The organism is Nonomuraea sp. NPDC003727, from assembly GCF_053586935.1.
Genome location: NZ_JBSFNE010000002.1, coordinates 723,179 through 746,071 on the forward strand (window position 1 = coordinate 723,179; position 22,893 = coordinate 746,071).

25 protein-coding genes are annotated in these 22,893 nt (G+C 71.9%); 12 read left to right on the forward strand and 13 right to left on the reverse strand.

Annotation, left to right across the window (positions count from 1 at the left end; all coding sequences use genetic code 11):
• Positions 1 to 12: 12 nt before the first annotated feature.
• The gene (locus ACWDLG_RS08690; protein WP_354913751.1) at positions 13 to 609 is read right to left on the reverse strand and encodes a nucleotidyltransferase family protein; all 597 of its coding nucleotides are present in this window, start codon (positions 607 to 609) and stop codon (positions 13 to 15) included.
• A gap of 60 nt (positions 610 to 669) precedes the next feature.
• Here ACWDLG_RS08690 and ACWDLG_RS08695 point away from each other — a divergent pair, with 60 nt between their 5' ends.
• The 3 genes from ACWDLG_RS08695 to ACWDLG_RS08705 all read left to right on the forward strand — a co-directional run bounded on the left by ACWDLG_RS08695 (position 670) and on the right by ACWDLG_RS08705 (position 1,821).
• Positions 670 to 1,131 (forward strand): DUF1360 domain-containing protein, encoded by a 462-nt coding sequence (locus ACWDLG_RS08695; RefSeq protein ID WP_354913753.1) that lies wholly within the window; start codon positions 670 to 672, stop codon positions 1,129 to 1,131.
• Positions 1,128 to 1,610 (forward strand): DUF6328 family protein, encoded by a 483-nt coding sequence (locus tag ACWDLG_RS08700; RefSeq protein ID WP_449917500.1) that lies wholly within the window; start codon positions 1,128 to 1,130, stop codon positions 1,608 to 1,610. Before ACWDLG_RS08695 ends, ACWDLG_RS08700 begins: the two co-directional genes overlap by 4 nt.
• Before the next feature lie 61 nt (positions 1,611 to 1,671).
• A complete protein-coding gene (locus ACWDLG_RS08705) occupies positions 1,672 to 1,821 on the forward strand; it encodes a GPGG-motif small membrane protein (protein ID WP_164903902.1) in 150 nt (49 codons plus the stop codon).
• A gap of 246 nt (positions 1,822 to 2,067) precedes the next feature.
• Here the strand turns inward: ACWDLG_RS08705 and ACWDLG_RS08710 are convergent, their stop codons facing one another.
• From ACWDLG_RS08710 to ACWDLG_RS08725, 4 genes are read right to left on the reverse strand one after another with little or no spacing between them, the layout of a single operon-like run.
• A complete protein-coding gene (locus ACWDLG_RS08710; protein ID WP_449917504.1) occupies positions 2,068 to 3,618 on the reverse strand; it encodes a membrane dipeptidase in 1,551 nt (516 codons plus the stop codon).
• A 38-nt stretch (positions 3,619 to 3,656) separates the two neighbouring features.
• A complete protein-coding gene (locus tag ACWDLG_RS08715; protein WP_449917507.1) occupies positions 3,657 to 4,388 on the reverse strand; it encodes a metallophosphoesterase family protein in 732 nt (243 codons plus the stop codon).
• Complete coding sequence (locus tag ACWDLG_RS08720) at positions 4,381 to 4,629, reverse strand: BON domain-containing protein (RefSeq protein ID WP_354913760.1); 249 nt, start codon at positions 4,627 to 4,629, stop codon at positions 4,381 to 4,383. The genes ACWDLG_RS08715 and ACWDLG_RS08720 overlap by 8 nt, the downstream gene beginning before the upstream one ends.
• A gap of 46 nt (positions 4,630 to 4,675) precedes the next feature.
• Complete coding sequence (locus ACWDLG_RS08725) at positions 4,676 to 5,590, reverse strand: DNA topoisomerase IB (protein ID WP_449917511.1); 915 nt, start codon at positions 5,588 to 5,590, stop codon at positions 4,676 to 4,678.
• A gap of 55 nt (positions 5,591 to 5,645) precedes the next feature.
• Here ACWDLG_RS08725 and ACWDLG_RS08730 point away from each other — a divergent pair, with 55 nt between their 5' ends.
• From ACWDLG_RS08730 to ACWDLG_RS08740, 3 genes are read left to right on the forward strand one after another with little or no spacing between them, the layout of a single operon-like run.
• Complete coding sequence (locus tag ACWDLG_RS08730) at positions 5,646 to 5,903, forward strand: hypothetical protein (RefSeq protein WP_449917514.1); 258 nt, start codon at positions 5,646 to 5,648, stop codon at positions 5,901 to 5,903.
• A complete protein-coding gene (locus tag ACWDLG_RS08735) occupies positions 5,903 to 6,907 on the forward strand; it encodes an SDR family oxidoreductase (protein ID WP_449917517.1) in 1,005 nt (334 codons plus the stop codon). The genes ACWDLG_RS08730 and ACWDLG_RS08735 overlap by 1 nt, the downstream gene beginning before the upstream one ends.
• 44 nt (positions 6,908 to 6,951) lie before the next feature.
• A complete protein-coding gene (locus tag ACWDLG_RS08740) occupies positions 6,952 to 8,781 on the forward strand; it encodes a transketolase (RefSeq protein ID WP_449917519.1) in 1,830 nt (609 codons plus the stop codon).
• Positions 8,782 to 8,837: 56 nt separating this feature from the next.
• Here the strand turns inward: ACWDLG_RS08740 and ACWDLG_RS08745 are convergent, their stop codons facing one another.
• Positions 8,838 to 9,221, reverse strand: a complete 384-nt coding sequence (locus ACWDLG_RS08745) for a ChaB family protein (protein WP_449917521.1) — start codon at positions 9,219 to 9,221, stop codon at positions 8,838 to 8,840.
• A 15-nt stretch (positions 9,222 to 9,236) separates the two neighbouring features.
• Complete coding sequence (locus tag ACWDLG_RS08750) at positions 9,237 to 9,485, reverse strand: DUF6458 family protein (protein ID WP_354913772.1); 249 nt, start codon at positions 9,483 to 9,485, stop codon at positions 9,237 to 9,239.
• 37 nt (positions 9,486 to 9,522) lie between these two features.
• Between ACWDLG_RS08750 and ACWDLG_RS08755 the strand changes: the two genes are divergently transcribed.
• The 4 genes from ACWDLG_RS08755 to ACWDLG_RS08770 all read left to right on the forward strand — a co-directional run bounded on the left by ACWDLG_RS08755 (position 9,523) and on the right by ACWDLG_RS08770 (position 14,946).
• Positions 9,523 to 10,008, forward strand: coding sequence for a shikimate kinase (locus ACWDLG_RS08755; protein ID WP_449917524.1), 486 nt, complete (start codon positions 9,523 to 9,525; stop codon positions 10,006 to 10,008).
• Positions 10,009 to 10,017: 9 nt separating this feature from the next.
• Positions 10,018 to 10,587, forward strand: coding sequence for a GNAT family N-acetyltransferase (locus tag ACWDLG_RS08760; protein WP_354913775.1), 570 nt, complete (start codon positions 10,018 to 10,020; stop codon positions 10,585 to 10,587).
• Positions 10,584 to 13,907 (forward strand): nSTAND1 domain-containing NTPase, encoded by a 3,324-nt coding sequence (locus ACWDLG_RS08765; protein ID WP_449917527.1) that lies wholly within the window; start codon positions 10,584 to 10,586, stop codon positions 13,905 to 13,907. Before ACWDLG_RS08760 ends, ACWDLG_RS08765 begins: the two co-directional genes overlap by 4 nt.
• A gap of 115 nt (positions 13,908 to 14,022) precedes the next feature.
• Positions 14,023 to 14,946, forward strand: coding sequence for a LysR family transcriptional regulator (locus tag ACWDLG_RS08770; protein WP_354913779.1), 924 nt, complete (start codon positions 14,023 to 14,025; stop codon positions 14,944 to 14,946).
• Here ACWDLG_RS08770 and ACWDLG_RS08775 read toward each other — a convergent pair.
• Genes ACWDLG_RS08775 through ACWDLG_RS08795 form a run of 5 tightly spaced genes read right to left on the reverse strand, consistent with a single transcriptional unit; the run spans position 14,915 to position 19,726 of the window.
• Positions 14,915 to 15,667 (reverse strand): serine hydrolase, encoded by a 753-nt coding sequence (locus tag ACWDLG_RS08775; RefSeq protein ID WP_449917531.1) that lies wholly within the window; start codon positions 15,665 to 15,667, stop codon positions 14,915 to 14,917. The two genes, ACWDLG_RS08770 and ACWDLG_RS08775, sit on opposite strands and share 32 nt — an antisense overlap.
• Complete coding sequence (locus tag ACWDLG_RS08780) at positions 15,664 to 17,247, reverse strand: N-acyl-D-amino-acid deacylase family protein (RefSeq protein ID WP_449917534.1); 1,584 nt, start codon at positions 17,245 to 17,247, stop codon at positions 15,664 to 15,666. The genes ACWDLG_RS08775 and ACWDLG_RS08780 overlap by 4 nt, the downstream gene beginning before the upstream one ends.
• A gap of 31 nt (positions 17,248 to 17,278) precedes the next feature.
• Positions 17,279 to 18,031 (reverse strand): amino acid ABC transporter ATP-binding protein, encoded by a 753-nt coding sequence (locus tag ACWDLG_RS08785; RefSeq protein WP_449917586.1) that lies wholly within the window; start codon positions 18,029 to 18,031, stop codon positions 17,279 to 17,281.
• A gap of 1 nt (position 18,032) precedes the next feature.
• A complete protein-coding gene (locus ACWDLG_RS08790; RefSeq protein WP_449917536.1) occupies positions 18,033 to 18,863 on the reverse strand; it encodes an amino acid ABC transporter permease in 831 nt (276 codons plus the stop codon).
• Positions 18,860 to 19,726, reverse strand: coding sequence for an ABC transporter substrate-binding protein (locus tag ACWDLG_RS08795; RefSeq protein ID WP_449917539.1), 867 nt, complete (start codon positions 19,724 to 19,726; stop codon positions 18,860 to 18,862). Before ACWDLG_RS08795 ends, ACWDLG_RS08790 begins: the two co-directional genes overlap by 4 nt.
• 122 nt (positions 19,727 to 19,848) lie before the next feature.
• On the opposite strand from ACWDLG_RS08795, the gene lysA reads away from it, so the two are divergent.
• Both lysA and ACWDLG_RS08805 read left to right on the forward strand, forming a co-directional pair.
• Positions 19,849 to 21,084, forward strand: a complete 1,236-nt coding sequence (lysA, locus tag ACWDLG_RS08800) for a diaminopimelate decarboxylase (protein WP_449917541.1) — start codon at positions 19,849 to 19,851, stop codon at positions 21,082 to 21,084.
• A 92-nt stretch (positions 21,085 to 21,176) separates the two neighbouring features.
• A complete protein-coding gene (locus tag ACWDLG_RS08805) occupies positions 21,177 to 21,710 on the forward strand; it encodes a ferritin-like domain-containing protein (RefSeq protein ID WP_449917544.1) in 534 nt (177 codons plus the stop codon).
• On the opposite strand, the gene mreB is transcribed toward ACWDLG_RS08805, so the two are convergent.
• Complete coding sequence (gene mreB / locus ACWDLG_RS08810) at positions 21,707 to 22,699, reverse strand: rod shape-determining protein MreB (protein WP_449917547.1); 993 nt, start codon at positions 22,697 to 22,699, stop codon at positions 21,707 to 21,709. The genes ACWDLG_RS08805 and mreB overlap by 4 nt on opposite strands.
• Positions 22,700 to 22,893 lie beyond the last annotated feature (194 nt).

Genomic DNA, 22,893 nt, shown 5'->3' on the forward strand with positions numbered 1-22,893 from the left:
CGGTGGGTGGGTTCAGGGCCAGGAGACGCTCATCCCCTTCTCCACCGGCTTCTCGATCACCCCCAGCCGCTCCAGCAGCGTCAGGAACGTCGACGCGTAGGGCGACGCCTCGACCACCGCCGCCACGCGGCTCCAGTCGACCTGCTCGCGCATGGCCCTGACCTGGGGCAGCAGCCCGCCGTAGTCGCACGAGTGCTCGGACAGCGGCAGCAGCCAGGAGATCACCAGATCCGTCGCCTCCAGGACCGGCACGATCACCGCCGCCGCCACCAGCGGCTCGGCCCGTTCCAGCAGCCCCTCGGTGACCGGCCGGTAGGCCACCCTGAAGATCAGGTCCACCAGCCGTCCCTCGTCGTACGCCTTGACCAGCCAGTCCTCGGGCGGCCGCACCGTGTCGAACCCGGCGCGCGTCAGGGCGTCCAGCGCCGCAGGCGCGTCCTTCTCCAGGATCACGAAGTCCACGTCATGCAGGGACGGCGCCGCCCCTCGCGCGTAGGCGGCGCAACCTCCGGCGAGCGCGTATCTGACGCCCGCGTCCTTGAGGCCGGAGCTGGCGCGTTTCAGGGTTTCCAGGATCGCGTCGGTGACCTCGTGACTGTGGCTGCCCATGGCACGGCACTACCCGATCGATCGGCGACTAGACCTGGCGGCAAGGGGTAGCGGGCCCCCATGACCGAGATCTCCGAGGGGTACGGCCGCCCGCTGAGCGGCTACGTCAAGATCATGGCGGCGTACGGCACAGCCGTGGCCGCCGCGGCCGCGCTGGCCGCGCTGAACGGCAAGCGCCCGCCCGACCGGCTCGGTCTGCTCGATCTCTTCCTGATGGGGGTGTGCACCCACCGCCTGTCGCGCACGCTGGCCAAGGATCCCGTGACGAGCCCGTTGCGCGCGCCGTTCACCACGTTCCAGGGTGTCAGCGGCCCGGCCGAGCTCAAGGAGGAGCCGCGCGACGCGATCGGCGAGCTGATGGCCTGCCCGTTCTGTCTGGCGCAGTGGGTGGCGACGGGCTACGCCGCCGGGCTCGTGCTCGCGCCCCGGCTGACCAGGCTGGTCGGCGCGACCATGACGGCGGTGGCCGTCTCCGACTGGCTGCAGTTCGGTTACGTGAAGCTCATGAAGGAGGCCGAGTGAGGCGGGAACGTCCGGAGCCCGGTGAGAGCCACAAGGAACGGGTGGACCGGGAGCTCGCCGAACTGTTACAGGGTCTGCGGGTGGCGGTCACGGGCGTGCAGGTGCTCTTCGCGTTCCTGCTGACGCTGCCGTTCCAGGCCGGCTTCCCCAAGGTCGACGCCGTGGGCAGGTGGTTGTTCTTCGTGTCGCTGATCGCGTCGGCGTTCGCCTCGGTCTGCTTCATCACGCCCGCCGCCCAGCACCGGTTGATCTTCAGGACCGGGTTGAAGGAGCGGATGCTGCAACGCGCCAACGGGCTGGGCGTGGCGGGCGCGATCCTCCTGCTGGTCGCCATGTCGAGCGCGGTCGCGCTGGTGACCGAAACCGTGATCGACAGCTGGCAGGCCGCGCTGTTCGGCGGTGCGGTGGCAGTGGCCGGCGGATGGTTCTGGCTGCTGCAGCCGCTCCTGGACCTCTACCGCACCCGGGGGTCGTCATAACCGAGCCCCTTCCCGGGCCGTTCGACGTTAGACGGCCTTCCTCAGGGGCAGCTTGGATGCCATGGCTACATTGCTTTGGATCATCGCAGTCATCCTCGTCATCGCCGGGATCTACGTGATCCTGGCCCGTCGCGACATCCTCTGGGGGATCGTCCTCATCGTCCTCGGATTCCTGGTCGGCCCCGGTGGTGTGAGCATCTTCAACGTCTGACCCTCGGGGCGGGACTCCGGTCCATGCCGCCCCGAGGCGACGCCTGTGATAGCCCCTGACGGGGCCGGTTCCCGGACCGTGACGGCCGGCTGAGGCCGTCCGGGCCAGGGCGCCGACCGTCGCCGGCGCGCGTCAGGGACGAGACGGCCGCGGAGCCGACCGGCTCCGCGGCCATGGCCTGTCCGGGGGGTTGGACGACCGGTTCTCCGGCCGTCAGCGGGCTGGGGGTGCCGTCAGGAAGGCGCCTCAGCGCGCCGGTGGTGCCGTGGTCGCCTCCCACGTGCGCAGGTAGGCCTCGGCACCGGAGGCGAGGTCGTCCACGAGCGGCTGGCCGCCCAGCTGTCTCAGGTCCTCGATCCAGTCGGGAACCAGGCCGTAGTGGGCGACGCCGTCCACGTTGTAGTCCCACACCCGCTCGCCGGTGCGCGGCCGGTCCAGCGTGAGGGAGCCGTCGGCGGTGGTGAACGGATAGGTCACGGTGCTTCCCGCCCGTGGCGCGGGAAGCGGGCCGAGCCCGTTGGCGTCCAGGCCGTAGCCGTAGCCGGGGCGGCCGATCTCCTGGCGCAGCGGCTGGGTGCGCCGCCACTCCGCGGCGAACTCCTCGGCGGCGTGGCCGTACTGGGTGACCATGCCGCCCAGACGGTAGATGCGCGGCAGGTAGGCCGGGTCGGCCCAGCTGTGGGAGGAGATGACGCCGGGATAGCGGGCGGCTTCGAGCAGGTCGAGCGTCTGGTCGGCGGCCTTGACGCTCATGTGGTCGATCTCGATCATCATGCCGCGCCGCATCATGCCCTCGACCATGTGGCGGCCGAGCGCGGTCAGCCCCTTGGGGTTGCAGTGCGGGGCGGGCGGGTAGACCGGCAGGCCGATGCCCGGTGGGAGCCAGCGCGCCAGGTCAGGAGGCAGGACGGCGGGCGAGATCGGGTTGTCGTGCTCGGGCCCGGTGCACTTCTCGACCTTCCAGAAACTCCCCGACGACAGCAGGTTGCCCAGGTTGACGATCGCGCCCTGGGTGCCGGAGTCGAAGCGCACGCCGCACAGCGCGTTGTCGTACTTGTGGCAGACGAACATGCTGCGCACGCCCAGCGCGTACATCTCGTCGAGCCCGCGGTCGATCTGCGCCTTGGTGCAGTGCGGGACGCCGAGCGTGGTGCGGCAGCCGAACGGCTCGGAGGTCTCGATGCCGAGCACCACGGCCAGCTTGCCGGCCGTGATGACCTCGCGCGCCTCGGCGGGGCTCCTGACCACCCGGAACCAGCCGCGTCCCGGGCCGCCCGCCAGCGTGTCGATGTGGTCCTGCAGCTCGAACGTGCGCTGGGCCTCGCGCCTGATCGCCCACATCTCGTCGCACGGGTTGGTCTTCAGCGGGTAGATCTCGCACAGCTGCCGGTTGGCGACGAGATCGTTGACCATGACGCGCAGGCCGCCGCGCCAGGCGCGCTCGATCCATTCGTAGTAGGCCTGCTGGTGGGTGAGTGAGTCGTTGGCCGGCCAGTCCTTGAAGGTCGGCCAGCCGGTGGGGTCATGGGTGCCGGTCGGCGAGCCCGTCCTGGTGAAGTTCTCGAACCAGGCGGCTTCGCCGTTGGGGTAGTGGTCGAGGCAGTCGAGCAGGGCACGGGCGACGCCCCCGGGGTCGAACGGCTTGCCGCACAGCAGCTTGCCGCCGAACGCCTCGTAGGACATCAGGTGACTGTGCCCGTCGACGAACCCGCGGACGGGAGCGGAGGGCTGAGTGGGCGCGGCCATCGCGACCACGCACAGCAGGGCGAGTGAAGCCAGGACACGGCGTACGACCATGCACCGACATCAACACCAAGCTACCGCTCGGTCAAGACCTAACATGAGTCGGACTCACTAAGACAGTAAACCCCGTAGGCCCTCCCCAGCACGGGCAGCGCGACGTTGCGGACCCTGATGCCGCCCGGCGTCATGCCCTTCTCCGCCCCCTTGTGCGCGTGACCATGGAGGATGAGGTCGGCGCCCGCGATGTCGACCGCCTCGGCCAGCAGGTAGCTGCCGAGGAAGGGGTAGATCTCCAGCGGCTCGCCCTCCAGCGTCTCCTTGACCGGGGAGTAGTGCGACAGCACGACCTTGAGATCGGTGTCGAGCCCCTTCAGCTCGGACTGCCAGCTGTCGGCGATGCCGCGGGTGTGCCGGACGAAGTCCTTGATCTCCCGCTCGCCGAAGTCGCTCGCGCACTTGCCGGCGAACCCGCCGCCGAAGCCCTTGCCGCCGACGACGCCGAGCCGCCTGCCGTGCAGGGTGAGGACGGCCGAGTCGTCGTCGAGCACGACGATGCCGTGGTCGCGCAGCTCGCCGGCGATCTCGTACTGCAGGTCGGAGTGGTAGTCGTGGTTGCCCAGGACGGCGACGACCGGAACCGGCAGGTCGCGGAACTCCTGGGCGACCAGCCTGCCCTCGTCCAGGGTCCCGTGCCTGGTGAGGTCACCGGCGAGCATCAGCACGTCGGCCCGCTGCTCGATGCCCTCCAGCCGCTCGCGGTACCTGCCGCGCACGTCCTCGCCCAGATGCACGTCGCCGACGGCGGCGATACGCAGCTCAGTCAAGATGCTCATCCTCCCCCGGCTCACGGACCTGCACGACCTGCAGCTCGTTGTGCACGTGCAGCCCCGGGGCGGCCTCCTTCGCCACCTGCTCCATCTGGCGCCTGTGCTCCTCGCCGGTGACCCGGCCGCGCAGGAACAACTGGTCACCGCGCACGTCGACGCGGATGCCGAGCTCGTGGGACCTGTCGTCCTCGGCCAGCGCCCGCTGGACGCGCGCCGCGACGTACTGCGGAGCCTCCATCGCTTCCTCCTTCGTCAGATCACCCCGATGCCCGTGCGGTTACCGGTCAAACAGCTCTGATCAGGTCGATGACCGCGCGTTCCACGTCGCCGCCGGTGCCGACGGTCCTGCCCCGCTCGAACGCCTCGATCACGCGGGGGTCGACGTAGGAGGCCCGCGCCACCGCGGGGGTGTTGCCGAGGTAGTCGGCCACCCGGCGCATGACCTCCGGGACGTCCGGCGTCGTCGCCAGGCCCACCGCCGCCAGGACGGTGCCGTGCCAGGTGCGGAAGTCCTTCGCGGTGGCCTCGCAGCCGAGCGTCTCCCGCACGTAGGTGTTGATCTCGTCGCTCCGCACGTCCGTCCAGCCGTCGGCGCCCTTGTAACGCAGCAGCTCGCCCTCGTGACCGAGCGCCTTCAGCGCCCTGACGACCCTGCACGCGGAACGGTCGGTGACCTCCACCTCGCGCGGGACGTCGCCCTTGGCGGGATAGCAGAACAGGACCGAGCCGTTCGCGCAGGTCACGTGTTCCATCCTGAGCGTCGCCAGGCCGTACGACTCGTACTCCTCGCCGCCCACCCTGAAGTATCCGACGTCGAGCAGGCGAGCCGCGGTGGCCAGCACCCGCTCCCTGGTCAGCCCCCTGGTCTCCAGCTGCTCCTGGACCTTCTTCCGGAAGGCGGGCAGCCGCTCGGCCATCTCGAGCACCCGGTCGAACTTGAGCCTGTCCTGGTGGGCCCGCCACTCCTCGTGGTAGCGGTACTGCCGCCGCCCCGCCGCGTCGGTGCCCGCGGCCTGCAGGTGCCCGTCGGGCGAGCAGCAGATCCACACGTCCTTCCAGGCGGGCGGTACGGCCAGTGCCCTGATCCGGTCGAGCGTGGCGGCGTCGCGCACGGGACGGCCGTCGGGGTAGGTGTAGCTGAATCCCCGCCCCCTGCGCCTGCGCCTGATGCCCGGTTCGTTCTGGTCACTGGGGTGCACGTGACCTGGCTACCCTGCGCGTTATGCGGCAAACGGCCCGGGCAGGGGGGTGGGTATGCGTGAAGATGACTACCGTCCGGAGCAGCGGTCCGCGTCCGGCAAGCCCATGGTTCCTTCGACGCCGCGTGATGTCGTCCACATCAGGGTGGGGTCGTTCATTCTGATCTTCCTCCTGGCGATCGGCGCGATCAGCGTCATCGCGGGGATCGGCTGGCTCGCCGTCGTGGCAGGCGTGCTGGCCCTGGCCACGATCGCCGACATCGTGCTCGCCGTACGCCGGCAGAGAGAGCGAGGAGCGGGAGAGGCGGGCTGATGCGCCCTTCCCGTGTGGTGGTGGTGACGGGTGCCAGTGGGGGTGTCGGCAGAGCGGTGGTGCGCGAGCTCGGCGCGCGCGGCGACACGGTGGCGCTGATCGCGCGCGGGACGGCGGGCCTGGGGGCCGCGGCCGTCGACGTCGGCTCCGCGGGCGGCTCCGGCGTCGTCTACCCGGCCGACGTCTCCTCCTACGAGGAGGTACGGCAGGCCGCGCGACGCGCCGAGGAGGATCTCGGCCCCATCGACGTGTGGATGAACGTGGCCTTCTCGGCGGTGTTCGCCCCCTTCACCGAGGTGAGTCCCGAGGAGTTCGAGCGGGCCACCGCGGTGACCTACCTCGGTTACGTGTGGGGCACCAAGGTGGCGCTGGAGCTGATGCGGCCCCGCGACAGCGGGGTGATCGTGCAGGCCGGCTCGGCATTGTCCTACCGGGGGATCCCGCTGCAGTCGGCCTACTGCGGCGCCAAGCACGCGATCAAGGGCTTCACCGAGTCGGTGCGGACGGAGCTGATGGCCGAGGGCAGCGGGGTGCGGGTCACCATGGTCCAGCTGCCCGCCGTGAACACCCCGCAGTTCGACTGGGTGCTGTCGCGCCTGCGCCGGCATCCGCAGCCGGTGCCGCCGATCTTCCAGCCCGAGGTGGCGGCGCGGGCGCTGGTCCACGCCGCCGACCATCCCGAGCGCAGGGAGTACTGGGTGGGCGCGTCGACCGCTCTCACGCTGGTCGGCGAGCGCGTCGCACCCGGGCTGCTCGACCGCTACCTGGCCAGAACCGGTCAACAGTCGCAGCTCACCGCCGACAGGCCGCCGACGGGCGTGGCGAACCTGTGGGCGCCCGCCGACGAGTACCGCGACCACGGGGCGCACGGGACCTTCGACTCCCGCGCCCACGGCAGGAGCCCGCAGGCCTGGCTGTCCCGGCACCGCCGGTCCGTGCTGGTCGCGCTCGGCGCCGTGGCCGCGGGCGCGACGGTGGCCACCCGCGCCCTGCGCCGCACATAGCGACCGCGGGGCTGGGTAGGCGGCGGGAGACCCTAGGAGGACCGATGCCCGAGCGCGATGTTCATTACCTGTGCGAGCTGGCGGCGCAGCTGCGGGTGGACTCGGTGCGAAGCTCCGCGGCGGCGGGTTCAGGCCACCCGACCTCGTCCATGTCCGCGGCGGACCTGATGGCCGTGCTGTTCGCCCACCATCTGAGATACGACTTCGACGACCCCGGCAATCCCGCCAACGACCACCTCATCTTCTCCAAGGGGCACGCCTCTCCCTTGCTGTACGCGCTGTTCAAGGCGGCGGGGGCCATCACGGACGAGGAGATGCTGAGCTTCAGGAAGCGCGGCAGCCGCCTGGAGGGCCATCCGACCCCGCGGCTGCCGTGGGTCGACGTGGCGACGGGCTCGCTCGGTCAGGGACTGCCGGTCGGCGTGGGAGTGGCGCTGGCGGGGCGGCGCCTCGACCGGCTGCCGTACCACGTGTGGGTGCTGTGCGGGGACAGCGAGCTGGCCGAGGGCTCGATATGGGAGGCCGCCGAGCACGCCGCCGACGAGGGCCTGGCCAACATCACCGCGATCGTCGACGTGAACAGGCTCGGCCAGCGCGGCCCGACCCGGCACGGCTGGGACACCGGCGCCTACGCGCGCAGGTTCGGCGCCTTCGGCTGGCACACGATCGAGGTGGACGGCCACGACCCCGGCGAGATCGACTACGCGCTCGGCGACGCGCGCAACACGCGCAGGCGCCCGACCGTGATCCTGGCCCGCACCCGCAAGGGTGAAGGCGTCAGCGCGGTGGACAACCGCGAGGGCGCCCACGGCAAGCCGCTGAAGGACCCCGAGCAGGCCATCCGCGAGCTGGGCGGCGACCGGGGCGTGACCGTCAAGGTCAGCCCGCCGGACAACGACCGCCCGCCGCACGTCTTCGACAGCGGCCCCACCGAATGGCCGGTCTTCGAGGTCGGCACGAAGGCCGCCACCAGGACCGCGTTCGGCGAGGCGCTGAGAACCCTGGGCGAGGCCCGCGGCGACGTGGTGGTGGTGGACGGCGAGGTGGCCGACTCCACCAGGACCGAGGCCTTCGCGCACGCCTTCCCCGAGCGGTTCTTCGAGTGCTACATCGCCGAGCAGGAGATGGTCGCCACCGGCGTCGGTCTGCAGATCCGGGGCTGGGTGCCGTACGTGTCGACCTTCGCCGCCTTCCTCACCAGGGCGCACGACTTCCTCAGGATGGCCGGGGTCAGCGGCGCGAACCTGCGCGTCGTGGGCTCGCACGCGGGCGTGTCGATCGGCGAGGACGGCCCCTCGCAGATGGGGCTGGAGGACCTGGCCATGCTGCGCGCCGTCCACGGCAGCACGGTGCTCTACCCCTGTGACGCCAACCAGACCGCGGCGCTGGTCAACGAGATGGCCGACATCCGGGGTGTCTCCTACCTGCGCACCACGCGCGGGGACACGCCCGTCATCTACGATCCCGGCGAGCCGTTCACCGTCGGCGGTTCACGGGTGCTGCGGCACTCGCCCGACGACCGGGCGACCATCATCGCGGCGGGGATCACCGTCCACGAGGCGCTGGCCGCGGCGGACACGCTCAAGGGCGAGGGCGTTCCCGTCGGCGTCGTCGACATGTACTCGATCAAGCCCGTCGACCAGGCCGTGCTGAACGAGGCCGCCACCACGACGGGGAACCTCATCACCGTCGAGGACCACCGGCCGGAGGGCGGCCTCGGCGACGCGGTGCTCGACGCCGTCTCCGAGCTGGGGCCGCGGGTGATCAAGCTGGCGGTGCGGGGGATGCCGGGCTCGGCCACTCCCGCCGAGCAGCTGGCCGACGCGGGCATCGACCGGCGCGCCATCGTGGCGGCGGTCAGGCGCCTGCTGTGAGAGCCCGGGTACGCGAAAGGGGATCCCCGCGCCTGGGGATCCCCTTTCGCACTCGGTCAGCGTGATCTGGCCGTCTCCCGCCGGTTGGCCTTCTTGATCGCGTCGACGAGCTCGGACTTGGTCATCTTGGAGCGTCCCGTGACGCCGAGCCTGGCGGCCACGTCGTACAGGTGCTGCTTGCTGGCGTTGGCGTCGACGCCCTCGGCGGTCCGCCCGGAACGGTCGGTGGCGCCCTTGTCGGAGGGGCCCTTGCCGGACTTCGGCTCCCAGTGGTCGCCGACCTTCTCGAAGGAGTGCTTGAGCGCCGAGAAGGCGGTGCGGTGGGCGCGCTCGCCCTCGCCGTAGGTCTTCACCGCCGAGTCGTGCGCCTTGATCCAGGTCTCCTGCGCCTTCTTCGGCGAGCGCGCGATGGTCGAAGGCAGTTCCTCGCGTCCGGGCATGGCGAACCCCCTCTGTCAGATCTGCGGCGGGTCGGTGTAGCGCCGCTCCTCGTACACGGTCGTGCGCTCCCTGTCGGGCTCGACCGGCGACACGATCTCGCGCGTCACGCGGACCCGGTAGAGCCCGAACAGCAGTAAGGCGACTCCACCCAGCATGAGGATGACGCCCACGATGTTGATGTCCAGGCCGGCGATGTCCCATTCGACGGCCCATGTGAGCACGGCGCCGAGCATGATGAGGAAAATGCTTCCGGCGATGGTCATGGAATACCTCCCTAGAGCCAAGGAAACCTCTATCCCCATGTCGAGAAACAAACCCGTCGTCGTCATCGGGCTGATGGGGTCGGGCAAGAGCACCGTGGCCCTGCTGCTGGCGCAGGCGCTCGGCCTGCCGATGAGCGACAGCGACTCCTATCTCAGGCGCCGGTACGGCAGCAGCGCGGCCGAGATCGCCAGGACGGAGGGCGCCGACGTCCTGCACGAGCGGGAGGCCGAGCACGTGCTCGACGCGCTCGGCGAGAACCAGGTCGTGGCCGCGGCGGCGAGCACCGTGGAGCGCCCCGAGGTGCGCGCGGCGCTGCGGCAGGCGTTCGTGATCTGGCTGGACGCGACCCCCGAGGTGCTGGCGGAGCGGATGCGGTCGAGCGACCACCGCCCCGACTTCGACCCCGCCGTCATGAAGGCCAGGCGGGACCCGTACTTCAGGCAGGTCGCCGACCTGCGGGTCGACACGACGTCGACGCCGCCGCAGGAGGCGGCGGGACAGGCCCTGGACGCCATCCGATAGGAAGAGCGCATGTTCGTCACCAAACCCACCCTGACCGGGGAGCGGATCACGCTGCGCCCCGTCGGCGCCGAGCACGTCGACGGCCTGCTCGAACTGGCCTCCGACGAGGAGGTCAGACGGCTGACCGGATCGCGCGCGGGAGTGGACCGCGAGCGCGCCACGATGTGGTACGCCACCCGCAAGGACCACGACGACCGGCTCGACCTGGCGATCTGCCACGGCGACGAGTACGTCGGCGAGATCGTGCTCAACGAGCTCGACGCCGACAACCTCTCGTGCAACCTGCGGATCGCGCTGATCGGGTCGCGGGTGTTCGGCAAGGGCTTCGGCACCGAGGCGATCAGGCTGGTGCTCGGCCACGTCTTCGCCACGACCCCGATCAACCGGGTCAGCCTGGGCGTCTACGCCTTCAACGAGCGCGCCAGGCACGTCTACGAGAAGGCCGGCTTCGTCGTGGAGGGTGTGCTGCGCGACGCCCTGCTGTGGGAGGGCGTGTGGCACGACGAGATCGTCATGTCGGTGCTGCGCCGCGAATGGGTCACAACCAAATCCGGGATCGGCGCATCTAAGCTGCAGTGACGACGCGTTTGCTTCCCGACGATCCCGACCGGCTGGGCGGCTACTGGCTGGCGGGACGGCTCGGCTCCTGCTTCGACGCCTATGACCGTGGGGGCAGACGCTATGTGATCAAGATGGCGCGCGGCAGGGCGCCCGTGGTGGCGCCGCACTGCGTGGCCAGGGTGGTCGAGTCGGGGCCCGGCTACGTGGTCAGCGAGTTCGTCGAGGGGCCCAGCCTGCGGGAGGCGGTCGCGCATGCCGGCCCCTACGCGGGCGAGGCGCTGCACAGGATCGCGGTCGCGCTGGCCACCGCGCTGGTCGCGATCCACGACGCGGGCGCCGTCCACCTTCATCTGGGGCCCGGCTGCCTGCGGCTGGGCTCCGAGGGTCCCAGGGTCACCGGTGTCGGCACCGCCGACGCGCAGCGTCCCACCCCCGAGGTGTTCACCGGGGGCGCCGCGGGGCCGCCCGCGGACGTGTTCTCGTGGGGGGCGGCCGTCCTGTTCGCCGCGACGGGCCGCGACCCCTTCGCGGCCGAGAGCCTGGGCGAGCTGATGCACGCGGTGCTGACCGTCGATCCCGACGTGAGCGACCTGCCCGAACCGCTCAGGTCCCTGGCCGCCAGGGCGCTGTCCAAGGAGCCCGGCGACCGGCCCACGGCGCGCGAGCTGCTGATCGGCCTGACGGGCAGCGCCGAGCCGGCCGTCGGCGCCCACCTGGCCGCCGAGATCAGGCCGCCGGAGGGGCTGACGGGCCCGCCCGCGCTCGGCGACGTGGCCGAGCGCGTCTACCAGAGCCTGCCGCCCGAGCAGCAGTCGACGCTCCCGGAGATCCTGCTGCGGATGCGCGAGCCGGGCAGGCTCCCGCTGGCCGAGGTCGGCGACGACCCGGCGGTCGCCGCGCTGACCGAGGCGGGCCTCCTGGTACGGCGCAGCATCGCGGTGCCGCCCGCCGACCGGCCGGAGGGCAGGCTGGTCGCCGTCGCCGACGACTCGGTGGGCCCGGCCAGCCAGGCCCTGTTCCACGCATGGCCGAGGCTGCGCACGTGGGCCGAGGACGTCACGCCCTTCCGGCGGCGCAGGCACAGACGCAGGATGCTGGTGGCGGGGCTGGCCGCGGCCGTGGCGGTGGCGCTGGCGGCGACGGTGGTGACCGTGACGGACGGGCTGTCCCGCCACCGGCAGGCGGGCACAAGCGACCTGGCCGGCGCGGCCCACGACCCCTCCCGCGACGCGGCGCGCGAACCGTCCCGCGGCACGTCCGGCGACGGCTCCAGCGACGCGGCCCACGAGAGCGCCAGGGAGGTGGCGGCGCGCGCCGAGAGCCTGCGCAGCGCGGACCCCATGACCGCGATGAAGCTGAGCGTGGCCGCGTGGACCCTGGCGCCGGTGCCGGAGGCCCGCGACGCCCTGCAGCGCTCGCTCGGCCAGAGCGACCTCGACACCTTCAGCGACCCCGAGCCGGTGGCCGGCACGGCCTACCGCCTCGCCGACGACGGCACCAGCCTGCTCGGCCGGCGGAACGACCGGCTGCGGCGCTGGGATCTGGCCACGAGGAAGCTGGCCGGCGAGTACCGCCTGCCCGTGCCCGCCGACGGGTGGACCGCGCTGTCCGGTGACGGCAGGTTCTACGCCGCGGGCGACGCCGAGGCGGTCCGCGTGTGGGACCTGACCACCGGGGCACCCGTCCGGGGCACCTGGCCAGGCGGCAGGCCCGCGCTGTACGCGCGGGGCGGGCTCCTCGGCGTCACCACCGGCCACCGCACCCGGCTCTACTCGACCGAGGGCGGCCCCCCGCTCCTCGACGTCACCCAGGCAACCGTCGCCACCTCCCCCGACGGCAGGTGGGCCGCGGTCTCCGCCGCCTCGGGCCGGGTCCAGGTGTGGGACCTCACCCGGCGCGCGCGCCTCTACACCCACGAGGGCGAGCCGCTCGTCGGCGCGGCCGACGTCGAGCTGCCGCCGGTCACGGCCTTCAGCCCCGACGGGCGCCGCCTGATGATCGGCGGCACCCTGCTCGACACGACCACCGGCACCGTCAAAGCGCGCCTGGCCGACCACGAGCGGGACGTCGGGGGGTGGTGGGGACCGCAGTCGTTCTCGCCCGACGGCCGCTTCCTGCTCGAACCGCTCGAACCCGGCGAGCTGGAACCCGGGCCCGCCGCCTGGACCGGGCCGGTGTCGGACCAGCCCTCCCAGCCGCCCCCCGAGACGAGCCAGACCTGGCCCGAGCCGGAGTTCGGGCAGACGGTCCGGTTGTGGCGGCTGTCCGACGGCCACCTGCTCGGCACCTATCCGGCCGAGAAGGCGGCAGGAGAGTTCGCCTTCTCGGCCGACGGCAGGGCGATCCGCTACACGGTGGAGGGCGGCACCGTGCACTCCATCGACGTCTCCGACGTCCTGGCCGACGCGCCCCGCCGGCAGGAGACGATCGCGCTCAGCGCCGGCCGCCGGTTCTTCGCCGGCGCACCGCCGCAGCGGCTGCTCTCCCCCGACGGCAGCGTCGCCGCCGTCCAGCGGGGACAGCGGACCGACCTGCACGACACGGCGACGGGCGAGCTCATGGGCGGCCTCCCCGTGGCGGGCGAGCTCTCCTTCGACGGCACGGCCAGGTTACTGGCGGTGGGCGGGCAGGACACCACGGTCTGGGACGTGGCGAGCCGCACCCAGGTCCTCGCGATCCCCACCGGCCCGGTCGACGACGTGGCGCTGTCGGCCGACGGCCGGCGGCTGGCCATCTCGGCCGCAGGCGAGCTGAGAATCTGGAGCGTGCCGGAGGGCGAGCCGGTCATGGGCCCGCTCGCCACGATCGCCCGGCCGCTGGTCTTCTCCCCCGACGGCAGGCGGCTGTTCGCGGGACGCGACCTGGTGGACCTGTCGTCGGGCAAGGTCACCGAACTGGGCGGCAGCACTTCCGCCGGCGCTTTCGCTCCCGACGGCCGCACGGCCGCCTTCGTGATCGACGCCGACTTCTTCACGGTGTGGAGGCTGAGCACCTGGCCCCCGCAGACGGTCAGGCGTGCGGTGCCGGGCGCCAGCATCAGGTTCTCGCCGGACGGCACGCTGCTGGCGCTGGGCGGCGACCACACCACGCTGTGGGACGCCACGACGCTGCGCGAGATCAGCAGGGTGCCGCTGGGCCAGGACATCGCCGACGTGGCCTTCAGCGCCGACGGCGCGAGGCTGATCGGCCTGCGGGAGGACGGCACCGTGCGGGAGAGCCCCGTCGACCCGGCGCTGGCCGCCAAGGCCGTCTGCGCGAAGGCGGGCGGCGCGCTGGACGAGGCGGGCTGGCGGCGGCTGTTCCCCGGCCGGCCGTACCCGGCCGGCATGTGCTCCTGACCGTCGCCCGCCCCGCTCTGGGGTGTCGCGCGTGGACCCCGATGACGCCCGTCGCGGCGGGAGCGTGCCGACACCGCTGGTGCGGTTCGGTGATCAGGCTCATACTCTTGGTCACGTGTTGAGTAGTAACCGGCTGCGTGTCCTGCTTGAGGTGTTCAGGACGGGCAGCATCGCCGGTGCGGCGAGAGTGTTGAAGCTGTCGCCGTCCGCGGTGTCCCACCAGCTGTCCCGCCTGGAGCAGGAGGCGGGTGTCGGCCTGGTCGAGCGCAACGCGCAGAGCCTGCGGCTGACCGAGGCCGGACGCCGCCTCGCCATCCGCGCGCAGGAGGTGGTGGACATCATCGAGGCGGCGGAGAAGGACCTGCTCGCCCAGGCCAGGGTGGACGCCGGTGAGCTGCGCATCGGCTTCTTCGCCTCCGCGGGCTACCGGCTGCTGCCGCTGGCGCTGTCGCGGTTCGCCTCCCGGTATCCCAAGGTGGCGCTCGACCTGGTGGAGGGCCAGCCGTACGAGCTGCTGCCCGATCTGGAGCGCGGCGCGCTCGACGTGCTGGTGGTCTTCGAGCACGCCCTCGACCCGTGGCAGTGCCCCGAAGGGGTGGAGGTGGTGCACCTGTTCGACGAGCCGCAGCTCCTGGTCGTGCCGGCCGGCCACCCCGCCGCCCAGCGGCCCAGGGTACGGCTGGCCGACCTGGCCGACGAGCCGTGGATCACCACGTTCGGCGCCGAGCACCCGGTGTCGATCCTCGAGCGGGCCAGCACGCTGGAGGGCTTCTCGCCGCAGATCCGCTGCCGCAGCGACCACTACGAGGTGACGATCGGCCTGGTGCGGGCCGGGCTCGGCGTCGCGCTGGTGCCGAGCCTCGGCCTGCAGGGCGCGACGGGGCTGACCACCTGCCGCCTGGCCACGCCGAACCTGTTCCGCAGGATCGGCGTGGCCAGGCGGCCGACCAACCCGAACCCGGCCGCCCGGTCCTTCCTCGCCTACCTGCGCACGGCCTCGGCGCAGCTCAGGAACTCGCTGGAGCCCTCGTTGCGCTGAGGCGGGCCGCGATGTCCAGCCCCGCCTGCCGTACGGCGGACGCCAGCTCGTGCTCGCTGCCCGAGGGACCGTGGGCGAGCACGGCGTAGGCGATCCGCCCGTCCATGATCCCGACGTCGGACCTGACGCCGTCGTCGGTGCCGGTCTTGTTGGCCAGCCAGCCGCCTTCGGGATCGTGCCTGACCAGGGCGGGGACGAGGCTGTGGTCGGTGTTCTGCTGCATCCAGCCGCGCATGAGCACCTGCCAGCCGCCCGCACCCGCGACGAGCGCGGCCAGGCCGGAGAGCTCGGCGGCGGTGCCGATCGCGAACGTCGGCGGATCCTCGGGGCCGCGCGGCTCCCTGATGCGGTCGAGCAGCCGGGTTCTCGACAGGCCGAGGGCGGCGGCCGCCGCGTTGACCCGGTCCACGCCGACCCTGCGCAGCAGGGCGTTCGTGGCGGTGTTGTCGCTGATCGCGGCGGTCAGCAGGGCCAGGTCGCCGATCGTCCAGCTGCGCCCGGACAGCGACAGCAGCAGCCCCGAGCCGCCGCAGTAGTCGTCCTCGTGCAGCGTCACGGGCGTGTCGGGGTGGAGGATGCCGCCTTCGATGCTCATCGCCACCTCGGCCAGCAGGAGCAGCTTGCCGACGCTGGCCAGCGGCAGCTCGGCGTCCTCGTTGACGCCGTGGAACTCTCCCGTCACCAGATCGCGCATCGCCACGGCGAGCGTGATGTCGTTCACCGCCCGATGATCCTTCCTGGTCTGTCTTCGGTGAGCGTGCCGTCTTCCACGGCGACCCGGCCCGCCACGACGACGGCCCGGATGCCGGTGGGCGGCAGCAGCGGATCGGCGTAGGTGGCGCCGTCGGCCACCGTCTCGGGGTCGAGCAGCACCAGGTCGGCGTGCGCGCCGTCGCGCACGACTCCCCTGCCGGTGAGCCCGAACCTGTCGGCCGCCATGCCGGTCATCTTGTGGACGGCGACCTCCAGCGGGAACAGGCCCTGGTCGCGGGAGTAGCGGCCGAGCACCCTGGGGAAGGTGCCGGCCAGGCGCGGGTGCGGATGACCTGGCTTGGGCACGCCGTCCGAGCCGATCATGGCGAACTCGCTGGCCAGGACCCGCTGGACGTCGTCCTCCCGCATCGAGTGGCTGATGATCGTCACCTCGCCCTCCTCGGCGAGGAGCAGCTCGGCGGCGGCGTCCACGGGGTCGCCGCCCAGCTCGGCGATGGTGCGGCCCTCGACCTCGGGATGGTTGACGGCGCAGGCGACGGAGATGCGGTCCCATCCGCCGTTGCCGACCGTGTTCTCCCAGCCGGGCACGCCCTCCTCGATCGCCCGGCGCATCCGGTCGCGCTGGAGGGGGTCGCGCAGCCGTTCGAGCAACGCCTCGGTGCCGCCGTCGTTGGCCCACGGGGGGAACATCGCCGACAGCGACGTGCTGCCCTCGGTGTAGGGGTAGACGTCGCAGGTGACGTCCATGCCCTGGGCGCGCAGCTCGGCGATGCGCGGGAGCGTCCGCCGGGTTCTGCCCCAGGCGTGCCTGCCTGCGGTCTTGTGGTGGCTGACGTGCAGCGCGGCCCCGCTCCTGCGGGCGATCTCGACGGCCTCCTCCAGCGCCTGCTCGACGCGGGACATCTCGTCTCTCAGGTGGGTCACGTACGGCTTGCCGTACCTGGCCGCGACCCTGGCCAGCGCGACCACCTCGGCCGTGTCGCCGTAGGTGCCGGGGGTGTAGATGAGCCCCGTGGACAGGCCCGCCGCCCCGGCGGCCAGCGCGTCGTCCAGCAGCGCGCACATGGTGTCGAGCTCGGCCGGGGTGGCAGGGCGGTCCTCGTAGCCGAGCACGCCGGCGCGGAGGGTGCCGTGGCCGACGAGGGAGGTCAGATGGTTGGACCGCGGGGCCCGCTCGTGCGCCTCCACGAACGCCCCGTAGTCCTGAAATATCGGGATGTCGCCGCCGAAGCCCGCCCTGCTGGACCGGCTCAGCGCCGGCACCCGCTCGGGCAGCGCGGGAAACAGGCTCGACCCGCAGTTGCCGCAGATCTCCACGGTGACACCCATGCGCACGGGGGCGGCGGCCAGCTGCCTGCCCGCCTCGCCGAGCAGGGACACCCCGTCGGAGTGAGTGTGGACGTCGATGAAGCCGGGAGCGACCACCAGCCCGGTGGCGTCGATCACCCGCGCTCCCCCGCCGTCGGCCGGGCCGCCCTTGGGCAGCAGGACGAGGCGGTCACCGGTGACGCCGACGTCGGCCCGGCGCAACGGCGCGCCCGTCCCGTCGGCCACCAGGCCACCGCTGATCAGTACGTCGAGGCTCACGGAGCCGAACCCTTCCCGAGGAGTGCGCCGTTCACAAGACCTGCCCGAGGAAGGCGCGGGTGCGTTCGTGACGCGGCTGGGACAGCACCTCGCGGGGCGGGCCCTCCTCCACGATCACGCCGTCGTCGATGAACACCAGGTGGTCGCCCGCCTCCCTGGCGAACCCCATCTCGTGGGTGACCACGATCATCGTCATCCCGCTGGCCGCCAGGTCGCGCATGACCTGCAGCACCTCCTGCACCAGTTCGGGGTCGAGCGCGCTGGTCGGCTCGTCGAACAGCATGAGCTTCGGGTTCATGGCCAGGCTGCGCGCGATCGCGACCCGCTGCTGCTGGCCGCCCGACAGCTGCCGGGGGTAGTGCCCCGCCCTGTCGGCCAGGCCCACCCGGTCGAGCAACGCGAGCGCACGGGAGGTGGCCGCGGCCTTCGAGACGCGCTTGACCGTGCACGGGCCCTCCATGACGTTCTCCAGCGCGGTCATGTGCGGGAACAGGTGGAAGCGCTGGAAGACCATGCCGATCTCCTGCCGCTGCCGGCACAGCTCGTCGGGCCGCAGCAGGTGCAGCCTGCCGCCCTTCTCGGCGAAGCCCATGAGCTCGCCGTCCACCCACACCCGGCCCGCGTCGATCGTCTCCAGCCGGTTGACGCAGCGCAGCAGCGTCGACTTGCCGGAACCGGAGGGACCCACCACGCAGACCACCGAGCCGGCCGGCACGTCGAGGCTGACGCCCTTCAGCACCTCGAGCTGCCCGAAGCGCTTCCTGACCGACTCGATCTTCACCATGCTAGTGGCCACGGCTGAACCTCCTCTCCAGGAAGCGCTGGCCGACGGTGGCCACGCTGGTGAGCAGCAGGTACCACGTCGAGGCGACCACCAGCAGCGCGATGACCTCGAAGTTGTCCAGGTAGATCCGCTGGGAGACGGTCAGCAGCTCGGCGCCGGAGATGACGGAGACCATCGAGGTGGTCTTCAGCATCGAGATGAACTGGTTGCCGGTCGGCGGGATGATCACCCGCATCGCCTGAGGCAGCACGACCCTGCGCAGGATCTGCCGGTGCGTCATGCCGAGCGACTCGGCCGCCTCCCGCTGGCCGGGATCGACCGAGCGGATGCCGGCGCGGACGATCTCGGCCATGTAGGCGCCCTCGTTGATGGTCAGCCCGAGCAGCGCCGCCGTGAACGGCGTGATCAGCTCGTTGGCCGGCCACTGGAGGAACATCGGCCCGCCGAACGGGACGCCGATCCCGATCTCGGGGAAGACCAGGCCGATGTTGAACCAGAAGATGAGCTGCACCAGCAGCGGCGTGCCGCGGAAGAACCAGGTGTACAGGCCGGCCGCGCCGCGCAGCACGGGGCTGTCCGACAGCTGCATGACGGCGGCGAGCACGCCGAGGCCGACGCCGATGACCATGGACAGCGCGGTGAGCGCGATCGTGATCCACAGGCCGCCCAGGATGCGCCCGTCCAGCAGGAACTCGGCGATCACGTCCCAGTGCAGGTTGGGGTTGACGATGACGGTGTAGATCAGCCACGCCGTCACCAGCGCCGCCAGCACCGCCGCGACGAGCCGTCCCGGCCTGGGCGGTTTCACCGCCTCGATCCGAAGCTCCGTCATGCGCCGGTGTTGATCGTGACCTTGGCCACGGCGTTCGCCGTCGTGCCGTACTTCTCCAGGATCTTGCCGTACTCGCCGCTGTCGATCAGCTCCTGCAGCGCCTTGGCGACGGCGTCGCGCAGGCCGGTCTGCTTCTTGTCGATCGCGATGCCCCACGGTCCGGCGTCGTACTGCTCGGCGAGGACCTCGTACTTGCCGGTCTCCTTGGCGTACATGGCGGCCACGGGCGAGTCGACGATCGTGGCGACCGTGCGGCCGGAGTCGATGGTGAGCAGGCCGGTCGGGGCGTCCTCGCTCTGCATGATCTCCATCTTCTGCGCGCACTTGTCGTTCTGGCGCTTGCCGATCTCCAGGTTGGAGCTGCCCTTGGCCAGGACGACCTTCTTGCCGCACAGGTCGGCGAGGGTCTTGATGCCTTCGGGGTTGCCCTTCCTGACCATGATCGAGCCGCCGGCGTTGAAGTAGTCGACGAAGTCGACGGCCTTGCGGCGCTGCTCCAGATCGCTGAGCGCGGCCATGGCGATGTCCCACCTGCCGCCCTGCAGCCCCGGGATGAGGCCGTCGAAGGAGGCGTTGATGATGCGGGTCCGCAACCCGAGCCGCGCCCCGACGGCGACGGCCAGGTCGGCGTCGACGCCGGTCATCTCCTGGGTGCCCGGCTTGTACATCTCCATCGGCGGGTAGCCCTCCGAGGTCGCCATCCGCAGCTCGCCCGACTTCCGCACGGCGTCGGGGACGAGGTCCTTGGCGCTCTTGCCGGTCGAGGAGGGCGGCGTGGGCGCCGCCGTACCCGAGGTGGACCTCCCGCATCCCGCGCCCAGCGCGCAGACCGCCGCCAGGGCGATGACCAGGTGTTTTCGCATGGCTCCACATCGTGGCCAGGCGGTCATGCGCCACCAAGCCTCGTGAAGGCATGCGACCCTCACCAACGAATCCATCGACGCTCCGCCCTGCGAGGCGTCGGGGTTGCTTACGCTCGCGCCTCATGAGCTTGGACATCTGGCCCCAGACCGCGACGTGGGACGGCGGGGAGCTGCATCTCGGCGGCATCGGCGCGGTCGAGCTGGCCCGTGTGTACGGCACGCCCGCCTACGTGCTGGACGAGGCCGACTTCACCGCCCGCGCGCGGGCGTGGCTGGACGCGCTGCCGGACGGTGACGTCCACTACGGCGGCAAGGCGTTCCTGTGCCCCGAGGTGGTGCGCTGGCTCGACCGGCTCGGCCTGTCCCTCGACGTCTGCACGGGCGGGGAGCTCGCGGTGGCCATGGCCGGCGGGATGCCGCCCGAGCGGGTCGTCTTCCACGGCAACAACAAGTCGCCCGCCGAGCTGCGCCGCGCCGTGGCGTGGGGCATCGGCTGCGTCGTCGTCGACTCCTTCACCGAGATCGCCAGGCTCGCCGCGATCGCCGCCTCGCTGGGCGTCCGGCAGCGGGTGATGATCAGGGTGACGCCGGGCGTCGACCCGCACACCCACGCCTTCATCGCCACCGGCGGCGAGGACTCCAAGTTCGGCTTCTCGCTGAGCGCCGGCGCGGCCGCGCTCGCGGTGGAGCGGGTGACCGCCGAGCCCTCGCTGGAGCTGTACGGCCTGCACTCCCACATCGGCTCGCAGATCACCGAACTGGACGGCTTCGGCGTCGCCGCCGCCCGCATGTCCGAGTTCGCCGCGTCCGTCGGCGTCACCAGGCTCGACCTGGGCGGCGGCCTCGGCATCGCCTACACGCCGGACGACCCCACCCCGCCGACGCCCGCCGAGCTGCTCACGGTGCTCAGGAAGGAGACGGCGGGCCTGCACCTGGCCGTCGAGCCCGGCAGGTCGATCGCGGGGCCGTCCACGGTGGCGCTCTACGAGATCGGCACGATCAAGGGCGGGTTCGTGAGCGTGAACGGCGGCATGAGCGACAACCCCCGCCCCGGCATGTACGGCGCCGCCTACACCGCCTCGCTGGCCAACCGCGCCTCCGACGCCCCGCTCAGCCCGTTCACCGTGGTCGGCAAGCACTGCGAGAGCGGCGACGTGCTGGTCAGGGATCTGCCGCTGCCTGACGACGTCCGGCCAGGCGACCTGCTGGCCGTACCGGTGTCGGGCGCCTACCAGCGCTCCATGGCCAGCAACTACAACCACGTGACCCGGCCGCCCGTCGTGGCGGTGCGGGACGGCGCGGCCCGCGCGATCGTCCGCCGCGAGACCGAGGACGACCTGCTGCGGCTCTACCTGTAGAGCGCGCCGGCCGCGGGCCGTACACGAAGTGCAGGGCCATCCTTTGCGGGCCGCTGGTGCGTCACTTCGGACAGGGAGGGCATATGCGGGCCATGGCTGAGTTCCTGACCGACATCAAGACCATCCGCGAGCGCGCCAGGGCCGAGATCGGCAAGGGCCCCATCACCGACGCCTACGGGGCGGACCTGGATCGGGTGATCCAGGTGTGCAACGAGGCGCTGGCGACCGAGATCGTCTGCGTGCTCCGCTACAAGCGCCACTACTACACCGCCACCGGCATCATGGCCGAGTCGGTCGCCGCCGAGTTCCTGGAGCACGCGGCCGAGGAGCAGGAGCACGCCGACAAGCTGGCCGCCAGGATCGTGCAGCTCGGCGGCCAGCCCGACCTCAACCCCGACACGCTCACCGCCCGCTCGCACTCGCAGTACGACGCCAGCCCTGGACTCACCGAGATGATCAAGGAGGATCTGGTCGCCGAACGCATCGCCATCGCCGCCTACACCGAGATCATCCAGTGGCTCGGCGACAAGGACGTCACCACGCGCCGCGTCTTCGAGGAGCTCCTGGCGAAGGAGGAGGAGCACGCCGACGACATGAAGAGCCTGCTGGAGCGGATGCCCGGCTAGTTGCGCGCCGCCCACATGCCCAGGCCCAGCGCCACCGTGTGCTGGGGCCGGTTCACCAGGTCGACCGGGATGCCCAGATCGCGGCGCAGCCTCCTGGGCAGCCCGCTCAGCAGCGCGCCGCCGCCCGTCAGCAGCAGGCCGCGCCTGGCCACGTCGGCGGCGATCTCCGGCGAGCACGACTCCAGCACCTCGCGCACCGCCTCGACGATCGCCCGCACCGCCGGGTCGAGCGCCTCGTGCACGCATTCCGCCGACACCGTGGCCGACATCGGCGCACCGTGCCGCGGGTGGGTCCCGTTCACCTCCATCCGCCGGCCCGCGGACGGCTCGCAGGCCGAGCCGATCTGCTCCTTGAGCGTCTCGGCCGTCCGGTCGTCGATGACGATGCCGTGGGCGCGGCGGACCTCCAGCCTGATCGCCGCGTCCATCGCCTCGCCGCCCGTCCGCATCGACCGGACGGCCACCGCCCTGCCCATCGACACCGCGGCCACGTCCGTGGTGCCGCTGCCGACGTCCACGACGATGGCCGCCATCGGGTCGCCCAGCTCCAGGCCCGCGCCGAGCGCCGCGGCCAGCGGCTGCTCCATGAAGATGATCTGGCGGGCCTGCGCCTCGTAGGCCGCCTCCACCATCACCCTCCGCTCGATCGCGGTGATCCCGCCCGGGACCGCGATCGTCATCCTCGGCCTGGCGTACGGGTGGCCGTGCACCTTGTGCACGAAGTGGCGGAGCATCACGCGGGCCGCGTCGGGCTCGACGATCGCGCCGTTCCTGACCGGCCGTACGGTGACCACCCCGGCCCGCTGCCTGCCGGCCTCCGCGCCGAACGCGACGAACTGCCCGGTCTCGGAGTCGACGGCGACGAGGGACGGCTCGTTGAGCATGATGCCCTTGCCGCGCACGTGGATGCGGGTGGCGGCGGTGCCCAGATCGATGGCCAGGTCCCTGCTGAGGAACGGGAGCATCGATTCCAGTCGCCTGACACTCATCCCGTTCCTCATGGTTGTTCCGTTGCCCCCAGGCAGTCCACGCAAGACCAATCGCTCATCCCGACTCGGCAAACGAGGCGGGGGTGCGGGCCGGACGGCCGCTGCTGATCGGCGTGCTCATCGGCTGGATCTGGCCGGTGCTCGGCGAGTGGATCGGCCAGGCGGGCCGGGCGCTGGCCGACGCGGGAGCCCTC

Bases quoted from the DNA above. Each gene is read 5' to 3' on its own strand.
- ACWDLG_RS08795 (WP_449917539.1), bottom strand. From the start codon at position 19,726: ATGCGAAAACACCTGGTCATCGCCCTGGCGGCGGTCTGCGCGCTGGGC.
- ACWDLG_RS08730 (WP_449917514.1), top strand. From the start codon at position 5,646: ATGCGTGAAGATGACTACCGTCCGGAGCAGCGGTCCGCGTCCGGCAAG.
- ACWDLG_RS08785 (WP_449917586.1), bottom strand. From the start codon at position 18,031: ATGGTGAAGATCGAGTCGGTCAGGAAGCGCTTCGGGCAGCTCGAGGTG.
- ACWDLG_RS08755 (WP_449917524.1), top strand. From the start codon at position 9,523: ATGTCGAGAAACAAACCCGTCGTCGTCATCGGGCTGATGGGGTCGGGC.
- ACWDLG_RS08740 (WP_449917519.1), top strand. From the start codon at position 6,952: ATGCCCGAGCGCGATGTTCATTACCTGTGCGAGCTGGCGGCGCAGCTG.
- ACWDLG_RS08695 (WP_354913753.1), top strand. From the start codon at position 670: ATGACCGAGATCTCCGAGGGGTACGGCCGCCCGCTGAGCGGCTACGTC.
- ACWDLG_RS08710 (WP_449917504.1), bottom strand. From the start codon at position 3,618: ATGGTCGTACGCCGTGTCCTGGCTTCACTCGCCCTGCTGTGCGTGGTC.
- lysA (WP_449917541.1), top strand. From the start codon at position 19,849: ATGAGCTTGGACATCTGGCCCCAGACCGCGACGTGGGACGGCGGGGAG.
- ACWDLG_RS08750 (WP_354913772.1), bottom strand. From the start codon at position 9,485: ATGACCATCGCCGGAAGCATTTTCCTCATCATGCTCGGCGCCGTGCTC.
- ACWDLG_RS08760 (WP_354913775.1), top strand. From the start codon at position 10,018: ATGTTCGTCACCAAACCCACCCTGACCGGGGAGCGGATCACGCTGCGC.
- ACWDLG_RS08745 (WP_449917521.1), bottom strand. From the start codon at position 9,221: ATGCCCGGACGCGAGGAACTGCCTTCGACCATCGCGCGCTCGCCGAAG.
- ACWDLG_RS08705 (WP_164903902.1), top strand. From the start codon at position 1,672: ATGGCTACATTGCTTTGGATCATCGCAGTCATCCTCGTCATCGCCGGG.
- ACWDLG_RS08790 (WP_449917536.1), bottom strand. From the start codon at position 18,863: ATGACGGAGCTTCGGATCGAGGCGGTGAAACCGCCCAGGCCGGGACGG.
- ACWDLG_RS08720 (WP_354913760.1), bottom strand. From the start codon at position 4,629: ATGGAGGCTCCGCAGTACGTCGCGGCGCGCGTCCAGCGGGCGCTGGCC.
- ACWDLG_RS08735 (WP_449917517.1), top strand. From the start codon at position 5,903: ATGCGCCCTTCCCGTGTGGTGGTGGTGACGGGTGCCAGTGGGGGTGTC.
- ACWDLG_RS08805 (WP_449917544.1), top strand. From the start codon at position 21,177: ATGGCTGAGTTCCTGACCGACATCAAGACCATCCGCGAGCGCGCCAGG.
- mreB (WP_449917547.1), bottom strand. From the start codon at position 22,699: ATGAGTGTCAGGCGACTGGAATCGATGCTCCCGTTCCTCAGCAGGGAC.
- ACWDLG_RS08690 (WP_354913751.1), bottom strand. From the start codon at position 609: ATGGGCAGCCACAGTCACGAGGTCACCGACGCGATCCTGGAAACCCTG.